This is a genomic window from Streptomyces sp. NBC_00258 (genome assembly GCF_036182465.1).
In the GTDB taxonomy this organism is placed as follows: Bacteria; Actinomycetota; Actinomycetes; order Streptomycetales; family Streptomycetaceae; genus Streptomyces.
Genome location: NZ_CP108081.1, coordinates 4,675,010 through 4,692,868, shown reverse-complemented (window position 1 = coordinate 4,692,868; position 17,859 = coordinate 4,675,010). Strand labels below are relative to the sequence as shown.

Genomic DNA, 17,859 nt, shown 5'->3' with positions numbered 1-17,859 from the left:
CGGCTCTCTGCGCGGCGGCCCGTGAACCTGGTTGAATCCAGGGATGGGCCGCGCCCGCGGTAGTAACCCGGGCTCGGAGTGGACAAACCGTGGTGACCGCCGACGCGTCGAGCCGCGGGTTCAGGTGTGGGGAGAGCATGGACGAGGGGAAGCCCACGAAGCCGAAGTGGTGGAGCCGGCCCCGGACCCACGTGCCGGAATCCGCTCCGGTGGACCCGGTTTCCGCGGGGGACGGCACGAGTGGGTTCCACGGGGGCGACATGGACGGTGACTTCGAGCTGGAGAAGCCTGTGGGTGCCAGCACCGGTGCCGGTGCTGGTGCCTCAGCTGGCTCCGGTGCTGCCGGTGCCTCGGACGGCGCGGGCGCAACCGGCGTCGCGGACGCCGTAGACGGCGAGGCCTCGACCGGTTCCACCGTGGTGCCGAGCCAGGTGTCGGGCCAGACATCGAGCCGGGCACCGATCCAGGCGCCTGTTGCCGCGAGCGGTGGCGCCGACGTGCCCGGTGAGCGGCCCGAGCCTCTCGGGGAGCGTCCCAAGCCGCTGCACGACCCGGACCCCTACAGCACGCCGCCCTACGGCGGGCCCGGCCCCTGGGCGCCCGCGCCCCCGGTCCAGCACCCGGCGACGACTCCCGCGCACGGGACGGCCGTCCAGGCCGCGACTCCGCCCCAGGGCACTCCGGCAGGAGCCGGGCCCGAGGACTCCGCCCCGCGGCCGGCCGCCACGCAGGGCATCCTCGGACCCGGGCTGCCTTCCGGCTACCGGCAGGCGGCGGCCCCCCTCCACGGCGCTCCCGACCACAGCCCCGCCGACCAGGGCGCCCCCGCGCCGGCCCCGGCTCCCCACCCCCAGGCCCCGCACGCCCCTGGACCGCACGCCCCTGGACCGCACGCTTCGGCCCCGCACGTCCCGGCAGCCCCCGTACCCGTGCCCCAGGCCGACGCTCAGGCACACCCCCAGACCCACCCCCCGGCGGCCCTCGCCCCCTGGCAGAACTACGACCCCTGGGCCGCCGCCCCCCTCCAGCAGAACGGGGCGGCCGTCGAGACCACGACCGGACGGCGTCGGCGTACCAGGCGAGGGCTGGTCCTCGGGGCCGCGCTCCTCGCCCTCGTGTCCGGCGGCGTCGGCGGGGCCGTAGGGGCGTATCTGGAGCGCAACGGCGGGATCGACGACATCGAGCTGCCGCAGGCCGGGACCGAGGCCAAGGGACGGGCCGCGGACAGCGTGGCCGGGATCGCTGCCAGCGCGCTGCCCAGTGTGGTGACCCTGCACGTGAGCGGGTCGGAGGCGCAGGGCACCGGCACCGGGTTCGTGCTCGACCAGCGCGGCCACATCCTCACCAACAACCACGTCGTCGACCCCGCGGACGGCAGTGGCGAGATAACCGTGACCTTCAGCGGCGGGCAGACCGCCAAGGCCAAGGTCGTCGGTCATGACAGTGGCTACGACCTCGCCGTCGTGAAGGTGAGCGGTGTCAGAGGCCTCAAGCCCCTGGCCCTCGGCAACTCCGACAACGTCCAGGTCGGCGACCCGGTCGTGGCCATCGGCGCCCCCTTCGACCTGGAGAACACCGTCACCGCGGGCATCATCAGCGCCAAGGAGCGTCCCATCACGGCCGGCGGCGAGGAGGGCGACGGCAGCGACATCTCGTACGTGGACGCGCTGCAGACGGACGCCCCGATAAACCCCGGCAACTCCGGCGGCCCGCTGGTCGACTCCAAGGGCCGGGTCATCGGCATCAACAGCGCCATCCGCTCCGCCGACAGCGGCTCGGACCTGGAGGGCGGCCAGTCCGGCTCGATCGGCCTCGGGTTCGCCATCCCCATCAACCAGGGCAAGCGCGTCGCCGAGGAGCTCATCAACACCGGCAAGGCCACGCACCCGGTGATCGGCGTGACGCTCGACATGGACTACAGCGGCGACGGCGCCCGCGTCGGCACCAAGGGCAACGACGGCAGTCCCCCGGTCAACCAGGACGGTCCGGGTGACCGGGCCGGCATCAAGCCCGGCGATGTGATCACCGAGGTCGACGGGCAGCGCGTGCACTCCGGCGAGGAGCTCATCGTCAAGACCCGGGCCCACCGCCCCGGCGACCGTCTGGAGCTGACGCTGGAGCGCGACGGCAAGGAGAGGAAGGTCACTCTCGTGCTCGGTTCCGCCGACGGTGACTGACGGAACGATCGCGCGGGGCGGAGGGCGGATCGGACGAGTGGATCGAACGAGTGGGCCGCGCCCGCGACTCGATCGCGCGGGGCAGCCGACAGGAACTTCACAGGAAGCGGGCCGAACCCGGGCCCCATCAGGCAAACATCCTGGAAAACCCGGCGTGTACACGCGGTCGGAGGGCCCCGGACAGTACCGGACAGACAGGATCGCCGGGTACCGTGGACCCGGCCCGGACCACGGAACGACCTGCCGAGGGCCGAGGACATCGCAAGGAGCTGAAGGTGTTCAATGACATAGGACCGCTCGAGCTCGTGACGCTCGTTGTCCTTGCCGTGCTCGTCTTCGGCCCGGAGAAGCTCCCGAAGATGATCCAGGACGTCACGCGCACCATCCGCAAGATCCGTGACTTCTCGGAGAGCGCCAAGGCGGACATCCGCGACGAACTCGGCCCGGAGTTCAAGGACTTCGAGTTCGAGGACCTCAACCCCAAGACGTTCATCCGCAAGCAGCTGGACAACGACGAGCTGGGGCTCAAGGAGATCCGCAACGGCTTCGACCTGAAGAAGGAGATGGCCGACGTCACGGACGCGGTGCACGGACGCGAGTCCGAGTCCTCCGCCTCCTCGTCGTCGTCCTCCTCGACCGGTTCCACCGGCGGCACCGTCGACATGACGAAGAAGCGCGAGAAGCTCGATCAGGACGAGCGCCCGCCGTTCGACGCCGACGCGACCTGAGCCGGTCTCGGCCGCTCGGCCGACCGCCCCTGACCTGGGCCGACTCGGCCCGGTCCGAACCGGCCCGTGGTCCGAGGCGTACGCCCGCGGGCCGTCGCCGTGCGGCACGCCCGCCGTCCGGAACGCGCTTCGGCCGGGTCGCCCGCACTCCTTTTTCCCGTACGTCGCCTGCGTTCTGCCTGCTCAAAGGGGGCCGGATCTGACGCGTACGCGACCCACGAGCCGACTGGTTTCCCGGGTCGTCACGGACCTGTGGCTATCCTGCCTAGTTGTTGTGCGGACCGGATGGACGCCCGAAGGGGGGCGGGCCGCCCGGTTCGACTAGAGCGAGGAGGCGTCCGGGCGATGGAGACGACAAGTCGGGTAGGCGCGCAGGCGCCGGCTGCGGAGGGCGGACAACAGGTCCCCTCCGCCCGGCGCACGGTCGACGGCTACCTGCTGGCGCCCTTCCCGTGGTACGGCCTCGACGAGGCCTTCACGGGACCGCGCTGGCTGATGCAGGTCGGTGCCTCGGCCGACGGAGCCATCGAGCACGGCTCGATCGGGCACGGCGACGAGCCCTCGGTACGCGGCGAGACCACGGAGGACAAGGAGCGGTTCGCGGTCGTGGTCACCGTGGCGGCCAGTCCGGTGCGGCGCAGTGCCGACGGCACGGGGCTGTTGGAGGCCACCTCCGTGTCCTCCGCGGCCTGGCTCGCGGGGGTGGGGCTGCTGTCCTTCACCTGGCCCGGGCAGATGGACCACACGCTGCGGGACGACTGGCTGGACCAGCAGACCGAGACGGCGTGGGTCCTCGCGGACGATCTGGACGGCGCCGACTGGTCGACGCTGTCCCTTCCCGTGGACGGGGTGCCGACGCCGTTCCACTACCGGGAGTCCGAGTTCGGGTGGGTTCTTGCGGGGTCCACGCAGGAGGGGGTTCACCTGGGGGCGTACGGGCGGGGTATGAGCGCGTACGGGTTGGGCTTCGCCGTGATCAAGGACATCGCCACGTACGCCTAGGCGGCGGGCTTAGCCGAAGGGGGCACCGTCTTCTGACGGTGCCCCCTTCGGCGTGTGCTGTTCGTCGGCTGCGGGCCGGTGGGGGCTTGTCGCGCAGTTCCCCGCGCCCCTGGAGGGGGTGGCTCGGGCCGGTTGGTACACGTGCGGGTTGTTCGTGGCTGAGCGCGCAGTTCCCCGCGCCCCTGAAGACAAAAGCCAGGGGCGCAGCCCCGCGCTTTTTAGGGGCGCGGGGAACTGCGCGAACAACCCCCACTCACCCGCAGCCGCCCCACAAGAAGCGGCCGCAGGGCATTGGGTGAAAGTCCTAGAACTTGTTCCGCGGGGTGATTCCCAGGGACATGCCCGACAGACCCCGCTGGCGGCCGCCCAGCTTGCCTGCGATGGCTCGCAGGGCCGAGCCCGCAGGGGAGTCGGGGTCCGTCAGCACCACCGGCTTGCCCTCGTCGCCGCCTTCGCGGAGGCGGAGGTCGATGGGGATGGAGCCGAGCACCGGGACGGTGGCACCAGTTGTGCGGGTCAGGCCGTCGGCGACCGACTGGCCACCCCCCGTGCCGAAGATGTCGACCATCTCGTCGCAGTGGGGGCAGGGCATGCCCGACATGTTCTCGACGACGCCGACGATCTTCTGGTGGGTCTGGACGGCGATCGAGCCGGCTCGCTCGGCGACCTCGGCGGCGGCCTGCTGAGGGGTCGTCACGACCAGGATCTCCGCGTTCGGGACGAGCTGCGCGACCGAGATCGCGATGTCGCCCGTACCCGGGGGGAGGTCCAGGAGCAGCACGTCCAGGTCGCCCCAGTAGACGTCCGCGAGGAACTGCTGGAGGGCGCGGTGGAGCATCGGGCCGCGCCACACGACGGGCGCGTTGCCGGGGGTGAACATGCCGATCGAGATGACCTTCACGCCGTTCGCCGACGGCGGCATGATCATGTTCTCGACCTGGGTCGGGTGGCCGTCGGCGCCGAGCATGCGGGGCACGGAGTGGCCGTAGATGTCGGCGTCCACGACACCGACCTTGAGGCCGTCCGCGGCCATCGCCGCCGCGAGGTTGACCGTCACGGACGACTTGCCGACGCCGCCCTTGCCGGAGGCGACCGCGTACACACGCGTCAGCGAACCCGGCTTGGCGAACGGGACCTCCCGCTCTCCCTGGCCGCCGCGCAGCGCGGCCGCCAGCTCCTTGCGCTGTTCGTCGCCCATCACGTCCAGCGTCACGTCGACACGGGTGACGCCCTCGACCGCCGCGACGGCGTCCGTGACGTTCTTCGTGATGGTCTCGCGCATCGGGCAGCCGGAGACCGTGAGGTAGACGGTGACCGCGACAGCACCGTCCGCACCGATCTCCACCGACTTGACCATTCCGAGCTCGGTGATCGGGCGATGGATCTCGGGGTCGTTCACTGTCGCCAGTGCTTCACGCACCGCGTCTTCCGTAGCCATGGGTCGATGGTACGGCGCTTCCCACCGACCCAGGAAAGCCTGTCACCGGTCGTCTACGTCACGTCCCCGAGGGTGTTCTGCCGGGAATACGACACGAGCGTCGCCGCGCGCCCCGGGACGCCGCTCGTCCAGCTCCTTGACCAGGTCCTCCAGCTCCGAGCGGATCCAGTCCCGGGTGGCGACCTCGCCGAGGCCCACGCGCAGCGCGGCGATCTCCCGCGTCAGGTACTCGGTGTCCGCGATCGACCGCTCGTTCTGCTTGCGGTCCTGTTCGAGGTTGACCTTGTCGCGGTCGTCCTGCCGGTTCTGCGCGAGGAGGATCAGCGGGGCGGCGTACGAGGCCTGGAGCGAGAGCATCAGGGTCAGGAAGATGAACGGGTAGTTGTCGAAGCGCAGGTCACGCGGCGCGGACACGTTCCACACCACCCACAGGATGATGACGACCGTCATCCAGACGATGAACCGCCCGGTGCCGAGGAAGCGGGCGATCCGCTCGGACAGCCGGCCGAAGGCCTCCGGGTCGTACTCGGGCAGGAACCGGCGCCGCGGCGGCTGCGGCTGGTCGAGCCGCGTTCGCGGCCGGGGGGCGGCCGTAGCCCCGGTGGCGGCACGCTCGCGGCCGGCCTCGCGCTCAGGAGCCATCAGAAGCCCCCTCGCCGGACGCCTCCGCGTGTGTCTCCTCGTCCAGGTGGAACTCCGTCTCGCGCCAGTCCTCGGGCAGCATGTGGTCGAGTACGTCGTCCACGGTGACCGCACCCAGCAGCGAGCCGCTCTCGTCGACGACGGGCGCCGCGACCATGTCGTACGCCGCGAAGAAGCCCGCCACGACGGGCAGTACGGCCTCCGGGTCCAGCGGCTGCAGATCGTCGTCGATCATCGAGCCGACGAGCGTGTACGGCGGATCGCGCAGCAGCCGCTGGAAGTGGACCGTGCCCAGGTACTTGCCGGTCGGTGTCTCGTCCGGCGGGCGGCACACGTACACCTGGGCGGCCAGCGCGGGGGAGAGGTCCGGGTTGCGCACCCGCGCGAGCGCGTCCGCGACCGTCGCGTCGGGACGCAGCACGATCGGCTCGGTCGTCATCAGACCGCCCGCCGTGCGCTCCTCGTACGCCATCAGCCGCCGTACGTCCGCCGCGTCGTCCGGACGCATCAGCGCCAGCAGCCGCTCCTTGTCCTCCTCCGGCAGCTCGCCGAGCAGGTCGGCCGCGTCGTCGGGGTCCATCGCCTCCAGGACGTCGGCTGCGCGCTCCTCCTTGAGCTTGCCGAGGATCTCGATCTGGTCGTCCTCGGGGAGCTCCTCCAGGACGTCAGCGAGCCGGTCGTCGTCCAGGGCGGCCGCGACCTCCGCGCGCCGCTTGGGGGACAGATGGTGCAGCACGTTCGCCAGGTCGGCCGGGCGCAGCTGCTCGAAGGTGGCAAGGAGGTTCTCGGCGCCCTGCCCGTGCTCCTCCAGCGAGAACCCGGTGACGGCCGACCACTCGACGGTCAGCGTCTCGCCCTTGGCCCGCCGGAACGCACTGCCCGTGCGCCCCTTCCGTACGAAGACCCGGTCGATCTCCCAGTCGCGACGGGCGGGCAGCTGCTGGATGGAGATGTCGAGGACGGTGACCTCCTCGTCGGTCTCGACGAGTGTGACCCGCCGGTCGAGCAGTTCCCCGATGACCAGCCGCTCGGTGGGCCGCTGCTCGAAGCGGCGGACGTTTAGGACACCGGTCGTGATGACCTGACCGGACTCGATGCCGGTCACGCGGGTCATGGGCAGGAAGATGCGGCGGCGGGTGGACAGTTCGACGACGAGGCCGAGCAGCCGAGGGGGCTTCCGCCCGACACGCAGCATGGCGACCAGGTCGCGCACCCGGCCCACCTGGTCGCCGTTCGGGTCGAAGACGGCGATGCCGGAGAGATGCGAGACGAAGATCCTGGGGGCGCCTGCCGCCATGCCCGCGCCTCCTTCTTCGTACGGGCTTCCACTACGGGCGTTTTGATGTGTCATGTCCGCTCGGGTGGGCTTCAGGCTAGCCCGTCCCGGTCGGATACGCCCTGGTGAGCGGTGCGGACGGACTGACTCCGAGTGGCGTAGAGGGCCCCGGTACGCTGCGGTACGCCGTTGAGGTCACCCGTATGAGAGGCAGCGCCACCTGTGACTGCGATTCCCCAGGGACGTACCCGTAGGGCCGCGTTGGCGAGCGCCGTGTGTGCGCTGGTCGTGACGGGGACAGGGGTGACGGGGTGCGGCGGTGACGACCCGGACGCGGGCACGAACGGGGTCGGGAAACTGCCCCCGGCCAAGATCCAGAGCAGAACGCAGTCGGCCGCCCGGGCCGCGGAGACGGTACGGCTGTCCGGTGCCGTGATCAGCGGCAAGCGCACCTACAAGCTGGACATGCAGCTGAAGGGTGACGGCGGCACCGGCTCGGTCACCTCGAAGGGCGTGACGTTCCAGCTGCTGCGGGTCGACGAGCACCTCTTCATCAAGGCCGACGCGGACTTCTGGGACCACCAGGACGGCAAGAGCGACGACGGTACGTCGGACGCGACGGCCGCGGGCAAGCTCGAGGGCAAGTACGTGAAGGTCCCCAAGGGCGACCCCGCTTACAAGCAGCTCAGCGTCTTCACCGACAAGGACGTGCTCCTCGACGGCCTCCTCGCCCTCCAGGGCGAGCTCGCCACCGACGGCCACCACGAGCAGCGCGGGCTCCGCACGATCCGGATCACCGGTGACAAGGGCTCCGGCGGCGAGCTGGACGTCTCCCTGGAGGGCAAGCCGTACCCTCTCCTCCTCGTCCGCGCCGGCGGGGCGGGGACGCTCCGCTTGACGGACTGGGGCAAGGGGTTTGCCCTGGAGGCCCCGGACAAGGACGACACGGTCGACTATGGACAGCAGCTCCCGTCGTCCTAGGGAACCTTCCGTATCCGCCCAACAGCTCGACGGGGCGTGTTGTCGGGCGGCTGCGGGTTGTCGGTGGCTGGTCGCGCAGTCCCCCGCGCCCCTAAAAATGCGGTCGGTGCAGCCCGGCTTCTTTTAGGGGCGCGGGGGACTGCGCGACCAGCCCCCACGCACCCGCAGCCGACAACGCACCCCGCGAACCGCTTCCGTTCAGCCGCGCCTGCGCTTCTTGAAAAGCAGCCGCGGCAACCCCGCCGGAATCGGCAGACGCGTAGTCGCAGACGTAGGCAACGGCGCCGCGGCGAGCGACCCGTCCGGCAGCGACGCAGTCGACCCCGTCGGGGCGAGCCGAACCACCCGGCACTCCCGCGCCCACCGCCCGGTCATGGCCTCCCCGTCCGGCGCGTTCAGCCGCTTGCCCTTCAGCTCGCCGACGGCCGTGTCCCACTCCTCGGACCCGGGAGGGAGCTCCACCACCTTCGCGGACCAGGAGACGAGACGACCGCCCTTGTCCTTGCTTCGGACGGTGACGACGGCCTCGCCCCCGTCCACGAGTCCGGGCAACGGCTGCTCACCGGGCCCGTCCCCGACCAGACACACCGCGCCGTCGTGCCACACGTGCCACAGGGCCCGGGAGGCCGCCCCGTCCCCCTGGACGGTGACCCCGTCCCCCTGGACGGGAAGCCCCCGCACCCAGACGAGCCCGGACTTCTTGGTGGCCTCCTCGACGAGGGCCTGGTCGAGCAGCTGATCCGTCATGAGGGTCAGCCTAGTTGCCGGGCCCTCAGAGCCAGCCGTTGCGCTTCAGGGTCCGGTGGATGCCCAGGCAGAGCACCACGGTGATGCCCATGATCACCGGGTAGCCGTACTTCCAGTGCAGCTCCGGCATGTGGTCGAAGTTCATGCCGTACACCCCGCACACCATCGTCGGCACGGCGATGATCGCCGCCCAGGACGTGATCTTGCGCATGTCCTCGTTCTGCGCGACGGAGGCCTGCGCGAGGTTGGCCTGGAGGATCGAGTTGAGCAGTTCGTCGAAGCCCACGACCTGCTCCTGCACCCGCGCGAGATGGTCGGCGACATCGCGGAAGTACTTCTGGATGTCGGGGTCGACCAGCCGCATCGGCCGCTCGCTCAGCAGCTGCATGGGCCGCATCAGCGGCGACACCGCGCGCTTGAACTCCAGCACCTCACGCTTGAGCTGGTAGATCCGCGCAGAGTCGACACCGCGCGACACCCCGCCGCGAGGCCCGGGCGAGAACACCTCGGTCTCGACCTCGTCGACGTCGTCCTGCAGCGCGTCCGCGACCGCCACGTACCCGTCGACGACGTGGTCGGCGATGGCGTGCAGCACGGCCGAGGGGCCCTTGGTGAGCAGCTCGGGGTCGTCCTGCAGCCGGTGCCGCAGCGCCCGCAGCGAACCCTGGCCGCCGTGCCGCACGGTGATGAAGAAGTCCCGTCCGGTGAAGCACATCACCTCGCCGGTCTCGACGACCTCGCTGGTGGCGGTGAGCTCGTCGTGCTCGACGTAGTGGATGGTCTTGAAGACGGCGAACAGTGTGTCGTCGTACCGCTCCAGCTTGGGCCGCTGGTGGGCGTGGACGGCGTCCTCGACGGCCAGCGGGTGCAGCCCGAACTCGGCGGCCACACCGGCGAATTCGGCCTCGGTCGGCTCGTGCAGGCCGATCCAGGCGAACCCGCCGTCCCGCCGCGCCTGACGGATCGCCGCACGCGGCGTGAGGCCTTCGTCGGACGGGAGGCGGACGCCGTCGCGGTAGACCGCGCAGTCCACGACGGCCGAACTGGCCCCGGCCGCGCGGGTGGTGTCGTACGCGCCGCCGTCCTTGCGCAGCGAGGGACGGACCGCGGCACGCAGGTCACGAATCATCGACATGGCTGGCTCCTTCGCGGAACGAGAGCCGCCGGCAACGGTTGAGACTGCCCGGAATGGGGACGTCCTGACTGCGGATGTTTGGCACGTCCACAAAGCGGGGAGCACCGCACCGTCGCGGTGGCAGCTTCGCTACTGATACAGATCAGAAAAATTCAGACAGATCAGGAAAAACGAAGTGCTCTTCCGTTGTGCACCGGAGGCCAGGACGCGAATGCGAGAGGTGGCAGCCAGTAGAGCCTGAGCTCTGGAGCTGAGAGGGACTCAGCAGCCGGAAGAGCGGGTGGTACTGCACGGTCGACTTCGATCCATGGAGCCCCACCTCCTCCGGCCGGTCCCCCGTAGGGGAGGTCCATCCCCCGTAGGGGAGTCTCATGTGTCGAGACTTGGGTCGGGACTCGAGAGCGACGCTTCTGCGTGCTGCCCCGACCAGCGGCCAAGACTATCAGCCGACTGAAGTGTCAAGCCGTCGCTTTGCCCGTCACTGACGAGTTCTATGCTCGGCGCATGGCTGATGTTCTTCCTCTGGTCGAGGCCCGGTTGCGTACCGCGCTGGGCGAACCGGACGCGCGCGCCGCGGTGACCTTCCTCGGCACGGACCGCATCGAGGTGCTCCGCTTCAGCGACGCGGAAGCCGGCAAGGGGATCGTCCGCTACGCCACGCTCGGCATGTCCGCCCAGCCGATGGCCGACCCCACGGCGGTCGTCGCCGACCCGGTCGCGGGCCCACGCGCCGAGCTGGTCCTCTCCGTACGGGCCGGCGCCGCCGACACCGACAAGGTCCTCCGCCCACTCGCCGTGCTGGCCGCTTCCCCGCAGGTCGAGGGCCTGGTCGTGGCCCCGGGCGCCTCGCTCGACGTGGGCGAGCCCCTGTGGCCGGGCTCCCCCTTCACCTCCGTACTGGTCGCCGAGGCGGGCGGCCTGATCGAGGACCTGGAACTCGACGCACCCCTGGACCCCGTACGTTTCCTGCCGCTGCTCCCCATGACGCCGAACGAGGCCGCGTGGAAGCGGGTGCACGGCGCGGGGGCCCTCCAGGAGCGCTGGCTCACGAGCGGAACGGACCTGCGCGATCCCTCACGCAAGTCCGTCCCGCTGGACTGATCCGGGCGGCCCGGGGGTGAGTAACGTCACCAACCCGTGGCCGGAATCCGTCAGTTGGCAAACACGGCGACACTGTCCTCGGTCGCGTGCCGCGTCTCCAGCTCCTCGGCCTCGTGCGCGAGGGACTTCCGGCGTACGAGGACGACGAGCGCGCCCAGTACCGCGGTGACCGCCGCGACCACGAAGGGGATGTGGATGTCGGTCCACTCCTCGATCTTCGGCGCGAAGAAGGGAGCGGCGGCGGCCGCGAACCAGCGGACGAAGTTGTAGCCGGCGCTCGCCACCGGGCGCGGGGCGTCCGAGACACCGAGCGCGAGCTCTGTGTAGACCGTGTTGTTCACGCCGATGAAGGCGCCGGAGAGGATCGTGCAGACGACGGCCGTGGTGTGGCTGCCGTAGCCGAGGACGAGTACGTCGGCCGCGAGCAGCATCAGCGATCCGCCGAGCACCTTCAGCGACCCGAACCGTGCCTGCAGGCGCGGCGCCACGAGCACCGAGAACACCGCGAGCAGCAGCCCCCAGGCGAAGAAGACCGCGCCGGACCTGTACGGGCTCATGTTCAGCACGAACGGCGTGAAGGCCAGCACGGTGAAGAACGTGTAGTTGTAGAAGAAAGCGGAGGCCGCCGCCGACGCGAGCCCGCCGTGGCCGAGCGCCTTGATCGGGTCGAGCAGGCCCGTCTTGCGCGCGGGCTTCGGCTGCTCCTTCAGGAACGCCGTGATGCACAGGAATCCGATCGCCATCAGGACCGCGGTGCCGAAGAACGGGTAGCGCCAGCTGGCGTCCCCGAGCAGTGCGCCCAGCAGGGGTCCGCAGGCCATGCCGAGGCCCAGGGCGGACTCGTACAGCAGGATCGCCGCGGCGCTGCCGCCGGCCGCCGCGCCGACGATGACGGCGAGGGCCGTCGAGACGAACAGTGCGTTGCCGAGCCCCCAGCCCGCGCGGAATCCGACGAGTTCGCCGACCGAGCCGGAGGTGCCGGACAGGCCCGCGAAGACCACGACCAGGGCGAGGCCGAGGAGCAGGGTCCTGCGGCCGCCGATGCGGCTGGAGACGAAGCCCGTGACCAGCATCGCGATGGCCGTGATGAGGAAGTACGAGGTGAAGAGCAGTGAGACCTGGCCGGCGGTGGCGTCCAGACCCTTGGCGATGGAGGGCAGGATCGGGTCGACGAGCCCGATGCCCATGAAGGCGACGACGGATGCCCCGGCGGTCGCCCAGACCGCCTTCGGCTGACGCAGGAGGCCGCCGGCGCCCGCGTCGAACGTGTCCCCTTCGGCGGGACCTCCTGTGTGATCTGCCGTACCGCTGTTCATGCCGGCTCCTTCGCTCCTCGCATCGAGATCGTTGGCGTATGCACATAATAAGTTAGGTCGGCTAATGAATGCAAGCTGCATCTAGTTTTCCGGGGTGAGGGGAAGGTGACAGGCACACGCCGGACGGGTGATCGTCCTTGACGCAACCAAATACGGGGAGGACCGTTGGGCCCTATGAGGGGCGAACCCAGTTGCCCGAAGTGTGGTGGCCGGGTCAGGGCTCCCGGCCTCTTTGCCGACTCCTGGCAGTGCGATGTGCACGGCATCGTGCATCCGCTGCAGCCCGTGATCCCGCCCAGCGTCGAAGCCCTCGGCGTGGTCGTGCACCGTGCGCGCGTACCGGTGTGGATGCCGTGGCCGCTGCCTGTCGGCTGGCTCTTCACGGGTGCGGCGTTCGCCGGTGACGACCGCAGCGGCGGTCGCGCCACGGCCGTGGCGTGCTCCGGGCCGGGGCCGCTCGGTGGCATAGGGGAACTGGTGCTCATCGCCGAGGAGCTCGGGGTCGGGCTCGGCGCGCGGTACGCGGGGATCGACGGGCCCGATCCGGGGCCGTACATGAGCGTCGAGAAGCCCGCCCAGGCGAAGCTGCTCGCCGCGGGGCGGCCGACACCGCTGTGGCATGTCGCCGGGACGCCCGACGACCGGGCCGTCTTCGCGGGGGAGGCCCGGGGGTTGTGGCTGTGGGCCGTCGTGTGGCCCGAGCAGTCGGGGTTGCTGATGTATGACGAGCTGGTGCTCACGGATCTGCGGGATGCGGGGGCGGAAGTGGATCTGTTGCCCTGTGGGGCGTTGTCGCCGCGGATTCTTGAGCCGTAGGTTTTTGGGCGGCTATGAGGGTGGGGTGCCTGTGGTCTGCCGGGTGCGGGTTGGGTGTGGCTGGTCGCGCAGTTCCCCGCGCCCCTGAAGAGCGGGCGTGCTCCTGTGTGGGTATCCGTAGGGGGTGAACCCCTTCTGCGGGTGTGACAGTGGGCGTCCCTGCTGCCGTTATCCTTGAGCGGTCCCTGCTGTTCCTTCCGTGTCTGGAGTTCGTGTCGTGCGCATCGATCTGCACTGCCACTCCACGGCCTCGGACGGTACGGACACCCCCGCCGAGCTGGTGCGCAACGCCGGTGCCGCCGGGCTCGACGTCGTCGCGCTGACCGACCACGACACCACCCGCGGATACTCGGAGGCCGTCGCGGCCCTGCCCGCGGGGCTGACGCTGGTGACCGGGGCCGAGCTCTCCTGCCGTCTCGACGGAGTGGGGCTGCACATGCTGGCGTACCTCTTCGATCCCGAGGAGCCCGAGCTGCTGAGCGAGCGCGAGCTCGTGCGCGACGACCGCGTGCCGCGGGCCCAGGCGATGATCGGCAACCTCCAGGAACTGGGCGTGCCGGTGACCTGGGGGCAGGTGGAGCGGATCGCGGCCGGCGGTTCCGTGGGGCGGCCGCACATCGCCACCGCGCTGGTCGAGCTGGGAGTCGTGCGCAGCGTCTCCGACGCGTTCACGACCGAGTGGCTCGCCGACGGCGGGCGCGCCTACGTCGCGAAGCACGAGTCGGACCCCTTCGAGATGATCCGGCTCGTCAAGGCCGCGGGCGGGGTGACCGTCTTCGCGCACCCCGCCGCTTCCAAGCGCGGGCTGACCGTGCCGGAGTCCGCGATCGCGGAGCTCGCGGCGGCCGGGCTCGACGGGATCGAGGTCGACCACATGGACCACGAACCGGCCACCCGGGCCCGGCTGCGGGGCCTCGCGGGAGAGTTGGGGCTGCTGCCCACCGGCTCCAGCGACTACCACGGCAGCCGGAAGACGTGCGTGCTCGGGGAGTTCACGACGGATCCCGAGATCTACGGGGAGATCACCCGGCGGGCGACCGGCGCGTTTCCCGTGCCGGGGGCCGGCGGGGGCGCCGGGCGCTGAACCCCGAGCGGTCCCGCTCGGTTCCTGCCGGGTTCCCGCTCGGTCGCTTCCGAAGGCGCCTGCACCCCGGGCTGTGCCCACCGGTTCCCGGCTGCGGCCACCCTTCCCGGGCCGCGTGGAGCCTGCCCGCAGCGATGGACGTCAGGCCGTACGGCCCGTCCTCGTTGTTCCACTCCCTCGTCCCGTCCCTCTTCTCGCAAGGCTCACCGTGTTCGACCTCGCCGTTTTCGGCTCTCTCTTCCTCACCCTCTTCGTCATCATGGATCCCCCCGGGATCACCCCGATCTTCCTTGCGCTGACGGCCGGACGGCCGGCCAAGGTGCAGAAGCGGATGGCGTTCCAGGCCGTCTGTGTGGCCGGCGGAGTCATCACGGTCTTCGGGCTGCTCGGTCACCAGATCCTGAACTACCTGCATGTGTCCGTCCCCGCGCTGATGATCGCGGGCGGGCTGCTGCTTCTGCTCATCGCGCTCGACCTGCTCACGGGCAAGACGGACGAGCCCAAGCAGACGAAGGACGTCAACGTCGCGCTCGTACCGCTGGGCATGCCGTTGCTCGCCGGGCCGGGTGCGATCGTGTCCGTCATCCTGGCCGTGCAGAAGGCCGACGGCGTGGCGTCTCAGGTGTCGGTGTGGGCCGCGATCGTCGCCATCCATGTCGTGCTGTGGGTCGTGATGCGGTACTCGCTGCTGATCATCCGGGTCATCAAGGACGGTGGCGTCGTGCTCGTGACCCGGCTCGCGGGCATGATGCTCTCCGCGATCGCCGTGCAGCAGATCATCAACGGCGTCACGCAGGTCATCCAGAACAGCTGAAGGCCCTCGTACGCGCAGAACCCCCGTACGGCATCGGTGCCGTACGGGGGTTCTGAAGTCTGTCGGTCAGCCATTCCTGGTCTGCCGAGCGTCCGGCGTTATGACGCCGGGGTGTTGGCCGGTCGGATCCAGAGGCGCTGCCCGATGGCGGCGGCCTGCTGAACGATCCGGTTGACGGAGGCGGCGTCCACGACGGTGCTGTCCACGGGGGTTCCGTCGACGTCGTCAAGGCGCATGATTTCGAAGCGCACAGGCTTCTCCCTTCGTCTGGTCATCCTCCTGAGGAGAACTACTTGGTTACACATGGATCCAACGGCATGCGTGTTACAAACATTCCCTACGCTAAAGAAATTTTTCGAACGGCTAACTACTGACTGGTATCCGACCGGTGTCCTGATCGGCGTCCGAACCGTTTTCTGGACCGTTTTCCGGACCGGTTGTGTTCGTCCCGTGACCGCCTGCGACAATGAGGCGTATATGAATGACGACCTCGATCCAGCGGTGCTCGGTGCGCGTATCGACCGCACGAACGAGCTGCTCCAGCGCATGCTCGCCGAGGTGGCGAAGACGCCGTCGACTCATGCGATCTTCGTCGACGCGGGGTATCTCTACGCGGCCGCGGGCCGGCTCGTCGCCGGGACGGAGGACCGCCGGGCCTTCGAACTGGACGCCGAGGGACTCATCGAGGCGCTCATCGACCGGGCCCGCACGATCTTCGCGGACAGCAGGCTGCTGCGCGTCTACTGGTACGACGGGGCGCGGCGCCGCATCCACACCGCGGAGCAGCAGTCCATCGCCGAGCTGCCCGACGTGAAGGTCCGGCTCGGCAACCTCAACGCCAACAACCAGCAGAAGGGCGTCGACTCCCTGATCCGTACCGACCTGGAGTCACTGGCCCGGCACCGCGCCATCAGCGACGCGGCGCTCATCGGCGGCGACGAGGACCTGGTCTCGGCGGTCGAGGCGGCGCAGGGGTACGGGGCCCGTGTGCACCTGTGGGGCATCGAGGCGCCGGAGGGGCGCAACCAGGCGGAGCCGCTGCTCTGGGAGGTCGACAGCCAGCGCACCTTCGACCTGGAGTTCTTCAAGCCGTACGTCGCCCGGCGGACCGCCGCGTCGTACGACACGTCGGCGGCGGGCCGGCCCACGCGCGAGGACGTGCGGTTCGTGGGCGCGCAGATCGCCGCGAAGTGGCTGGCCGCGCGGGGGCGCGAGGCGCTGGCGGAGCTGCTGCCCGGGCATCCCTACCTGCCCGGTCCCGTCGACCAGGACCTGCTCGTGGAGGCGGAGGGGCTGCTGCAGTACTCGCTGCGGGGCCAGGCGGACCTGCGACGGTCACTGCGGGACGGCTTCTGGGAGCACTTGCAGGGGCAGTACTAGCCCGTCACCTGCTTCCGGCCGAACTGGGGGCGCCCCGTCCAGGGGTGCGGGGAACTGCGCGACCAGCCACGAACGACCCGCAGTCATAGAACCCACCGGCAGAGCGTCAGCCCATCCCATCCCAGAACGCGGCGAGCGCCTCGGCCGTCTCCCGCGGCCGGTCCGAGTTCGGCGAGTGCTCGGCCCCGTGGACGATCGTGCGGTGTGCGTCGAGGCGTACGGCCATGTCGTCGAGGAGCGGCACAGGCCACGTGTCGTCGCGTTCGCCCGACAGGACATGGACGGGCAGCCCGACGGCGGCCAGCTCGGCCACCCGGTCGGGCTCCTCGCACAACTGCCGCCCCGCGGCGATGAGTTGGGCCGGGCTGTTGCCGAGCCAGCGGTGCTTGAGGTCGTCCTGGTCGTCCAGACCGGCGTCCAGGTCGTCCTCGGCGTCCTCCGGCGGCTCAAGGGCCTGGATGGCTTCCCACACCTGACCCATGTCCATCACGGCGAGCGCGTCCCGCAGGAGCTTCACGCGCTGCTGCTGGGAGGGGGAGATCTCGGCGGGCCCCGACGCCATCAGGGTGAGCGAGCGGAAACGGGGCGGGTCCAGCAGCACGGCCGCCCGGGCGACCTGGCCGCCGAAGGAGTGGCCCACGAGGTGGACGCGCTCCTGCGAGCCGTCGGTCAGGGCGTCGACCTGTGCGAGGACGTCCTGCGCCAACTCGGCCTGAGCGTAAGGCGTTTCGTCGTCCGACGGCCCCGGCGTCTCGTACTGGCCCCGCCCGTCCACGGCGATGGTCCGGTACCCGGCCGCGGCCAGCGGTTCGTGCAGCGAGATGAAGTCCTCCTTGCTGCCGGTGAACCCCGGCAGCAGGAGTGCGGTTCCCCTCTCGGGGCTGCCCGCCTCGATCACGGCGAACTCCCCGCGCGCGGTGGCGAGCCGATACGCGCGGGTTCCGGGGGGCGGGACGAAGGTGGCGGGCCTGCTCATGAGGAGGAGGCTATCCGGGGAACCTTTCGAGCGGCATGCCGGGCGGCGACGGCCGAGGGACGACGGGCCGGGGGTGCGGGCCCGCGATGGTGTGCGGGAATGGCGACGGGCCCGCGACCGTGTGCGGGAATGCAGGCGACAGGCCCGCGATCGTGTGCGGGAACGCCGGTGACGGGCCGGCAATCGCGTGCGGGAACGCCGACGGCCCGGCCCCACCGAAGGGGGACCGGGCCGTCAGGTGTGAGC

Annotated in this window: 17 protein-coding genes; 9 read left to right on the top strand and 8 right to left on the bottom strand. The window is 70.5% G+C overall.

The genetic code is table 11. From position 1 onward, the window contains the following. Positions 1–137 precede the first annotated feature (137 nt). The 3 genes from OG718_RS20770 to OG718_RS20760 all read left to right on the top strand — a co-directional run bounded on the left by OG718_RS20770 (position 138) and on the right by OG718_RS20760 (position 3,907). Complete coding sequence (locus OG718_RS20770) at positions 138–2,177, top strand: trypsin-like peptidase domain-containing protein (protein WP_328844773.1); 2,040 nt, start codon at positions 138–140, stop codon at positions 2,175–2,177. Between the two features lie 275 nt (positions 2,178–2,452). Further along, positions 2,453–2,905, top strand: coding sequence for a sec-independent translocase (locus OG718_RS20765; RefSeq protein ID WP_143636561.1), 453 nt, complete (start codon positions 2,453–2,455; stop codon positions 2,903–2,905). Between the two features lie 345 nt (positions 2,906–3,250). Then, a complete protein-coding gene (locus OG718_RS20760) occupies positions 3,251–3,907 on the top strand; it encodes a hypothetical protein (protein WP_143636559.1) in 657 nt (218 codons plus the stop codon). A gap of 304 nt (positions 3,908–4,211) precedes the next feature. Here OG718_RS20760 and OG718_RS20755 read toward each other — a convergent pair whose 3' ends face one another. Genes OG718_RS20755 through OG718_RS20745 form a run of 3 tightly spaced genes read right to left on the bottom strand, consistent with a single transcriptional unit; the run spans position 4,212 to position 7,284 of the window. After that, positions 4,212–5,345 carry an Mrp/NBP35 family ATP-binding protein gene (locus OG718_RS20755; RefSeq protein ID WP_143636557.1) on the bottom strand — a complete coding sequence of 378 codons (1,134 nt, stop codon included), beginning with the start codon at positions 5,343–5,345 and terminating at the stop codon, positions 4,212–4,214. 42 nt (positions 5,346–5,387) lie between these two features. Continuing rightward, entirely contained in the window at positions 5,388–5,987 is a 600-nt protein-coding gene (locus tag OG718_RS20750) for a DUF1003 domain-containing protein (RefSeq protein ID WP_143636555.1), read from the bottom strand. Further along, positions 5,977–7,284 (bottom strand): magnesium transporter MgtE N-terminal domain-containing protein, encoded by a 1,308-nt coding sequence (locus tag OG718_RS20745; protein ID WP_143636553.1) that lies wholly within the window; start codon positions 7,282–7,284, stop codon positions 5,977–5,979. Before OG718_RS20745 ends, OG718_RS20750 begins: the two co-directional genes overlap by 11 nt. 201 nt (positions 7,285–7,485) lie before the next feature. Here OG718_RS20745 and OG718_RS20740 point away from each other — a divergent pair, with 201 nt between their 5' ends. Continuing rightward, positions 7,486–8,244 (top strand): hypothetical protein, encoded by a 759-nt coding sequence (locus tag OG718_RS20740; protein ID WP_186001143.1) that lies wholly within the window; start codon positions 7,486–7,488, stop codon positions 8,242–8,244. Positions 8,245–8,442: 198 nt separating this feature from the next. Here the strand turns inward: OG718_RS20740 and OG718_RS20735 are convergent, their stop codons facing one another. Together OG718_RS20735 and OG718_RS20730 are read right to left on the bottom strand one after the other, a co-directional pair. Continuing rightward, entirely contained in the window at positions 8,443–8,991 is a 549-nt protein-coding gene (locus OG718_RS20735) for a hypothetical protein (RefSeq protein WP_328844772.1), read from the bottom strand. A 25-nt stretch (positions 8,992–9,016) separates the two neighbouring features. Beyond that, complete coding sequence (locus OG718_RS20730) at positions 9,017–10,126, bottom strand: magnesium and cobalt transport protein CorA (RefSeq protein ID WP_143636549.1); 1,110 nt, start codon at positions 10,124–10,126, stop codon at positions 9,017–9,019. Between the two features lie 504 nt (positions 10,127–10,630). On the opposite strand from OG718_RS20730, the gene OG718_RS20725 reads away from it, so the two are divergent. Then, positions 10,631–11,227, top strand: a complete 597-nt coding sequence (locus OG718_RS20725) for a suppressor of fused domain protein (RefSeq protein ID WP_143636547.1) — start codon at positions 10,631–10,633, stop codon at positions 11,225–11,227. Positions 11,228–11,277: 50 nt separating this feature from the next. Here OG718_RS20725 and OG718_RS20720 read toward each other — a convergent pair whose 3' ends face one another. Next, complete coding sequence (locus OG718_RS20720) at positions 11,278–12,543, bottom strand: MFS transporter (RefSeq protein WP_143636544.1); 1,266 nt, start codon at positions 12,541–12,543, stop codon at positions 11,278–11,280. Between the two features lie 174 nt (positions 12,544–12,717). Between OG718_RS20720 and OG718_RS20715 the strand changes: the two genes are divergently transcribed. The 3 genes from OG718_RS20715 (at position 12,718) to OG718_RS20705 (ending at position 15,257) form a co-directional block, all read left to right on the top strand. Next, complete coding sequence (locus OG718_RS20715) at positions 12,718–13,359, top strand: DUF6758 family protein (protein ID WP_055610553.1); 642 nt, start codon at positions 12,718–12,720, stop codon at positions 13,357–13,359. 217 nt (positions 13,360–13,576) lie between these two features. Next, the gene (locus tag OG718_RS20710; RefSeq protein WP_328847798.1) at positions 13,577–14,443 is read left to right on the top strand and encodes a PHP domain-containing protein; all 867 of its coding nucleotides are present in this window, start codon (positions 13,577–13,579) and stop codon (positions 14,441–14,443) included. 208 nt (positions 14,444–14,651) lie between these two features. Then, entirely contained in the window at positions 14,652–15,257 is a 606-nt protein-coding gene (locus tag OG718_RS20705; protein ID WP_143636540.1) for a MarC family protein, read from the top strand. 98 nt (positions 15,258–15,355) lie between these two features. Here the strand turns inward: OG718_RS20705 and OG718_RS20700 are convergent, their stop codons facing one another. Continuing rightward, positions 15,356–15,508: a hypothetical protein gene (locus OG718_RS20700; RefSeq protein WP_143636538.1), complete on the bottom strand. Its 153-nt coding sequence runs from the start codon at positions 15,506–15,508 to the stop codon at positions 15,356–15,358. A gap of 226 nt (positions 15,509–15,734) precedes the next feature. On the opposite strand from OG718_RS20700, the gene OG718_RS20695 reads away from it, so the two are divergent. Further along, the gene (locus OG718_RS20695) at positions 15,735–16,637 is read left to right on the top strand and encodes an NYN domain-containing protein (RefSeq protein ID WP_143636536.1); all 903 of its coding nucleotides are present in this window, start codon (positions 15,735–15,737) and stop codon (positions 16,635–16,637) included. Between the two features lie 106 nt (positions 16,638–16,743). On the opposite strand, the gene OG718_RS20690 is transcribed toward OG718_RS20695, so the two are convergent. Beyond that, positions 16,744–17,613, bottom strand: coding sequence for an alpha/beta fold hydrolase (locus tag OG718_RS20690; RefSeq protein WP_328844771.1), 870 nt, complete (start codon positions 17,611–17,613; stop codon positions 16,744–16,746). Positions 17,614–17,859 lie beyond the last annotated feature (246 nt).

What these genes read in the sequence shown, in the direction of transcription:
- OG718_RS20770 (WP_328844773.1), top strand. Translation starts at nt 138, where the DNA reads ATGGACGAGGGGAAGCCCACGAAGCCGAAGTGGTGGAGCCGGCCCCGG.
- OG718_RS20760 (WP_143636559.1), top strand. Translation starts at nt 3,251, where the DNA reads ATGGAGACGACAAGTCGGGTAGGCGCGCAGGCGCCGGCTGCGGAGGGC.
- OG718_RS20755 (WP_143636557.1), bottom strand. Translation starts at nt 5,345, where the DNA reads ATGGCTACGGAAGACGCGGTGCGTGAAGCACTGGCGACAGTGAACGAC.
- OG718_RS20750 (WP_143636555.1), bottom strand. Translation starts at nt 5,987, where the DNA reads ATGGCTCCTGAGCGCGAGGCCGGCCGCGAGCGTGCCGCCACCGGGGCT.
- OG718_RS20745 (WP_143636553.1), bottom strand. Translation starts at nt 7,284, where the DNA reads ATGGCGGCAGGCGCCCCCAGGATCTTCGTCTCGCATCTCTCCGGCATC.
- OG718_RS20735 (WP_328844772.1), bottom strand. Translation starts at nt 8,991, where the DNA reads ATGACGGATCAGCTGCTCGACCAGGCCCTCGTCGAGGAGGCCACCAAG.
- OG718_RS20730 (WP_143636549.1), bottom strand. Translation starts at nt 10,126, where the DNA reads ATGTCGATGATTCGTGACCTGCGTGCCGCGGTCCGTCCCTCGCTGCGC.
- OG718_RS20725 (WP_143636547.1), top strand. Translation starts at nt 10,631, where the DNA reads ATGGCTGATGTTCTTCCTCTGGTCGAGGCCCGGTTGCGTACCGCGCTG.
- OG718_RS20720 (WP_143636544.1), bottom strand. Translation starts at nt 12,543, where the DNA reads ATGAACAGCGGTACGGCAGATCACACAGGAGGTCCCGCCGAAGGGGAC.
- OG718_RS20715 (WP_055610553.1), top strand. Translation starts at nt 12,718, where the DNA reads ATGAGGGGCGAACCCAGTTGCCCGAAGTGTGGTGGCCGGGTCAGGGCT.
- OG718_RS20695 (WP_143636536.1), top strand. Translation starts at nt 15,735, where the DNA reads ATGAATGACGACCTCGATCCAGCGGTGCTCGGTGCGCGTATCGACCGC.
- OG718_RS20690 (WP_328844771.1), bottom strand. Translation starts at nt 17,613, where the DNA reads ATGAGCAGGCCCGCCACCTTCGTCCCGCCCCCCGGAACCCGCGCGTAT.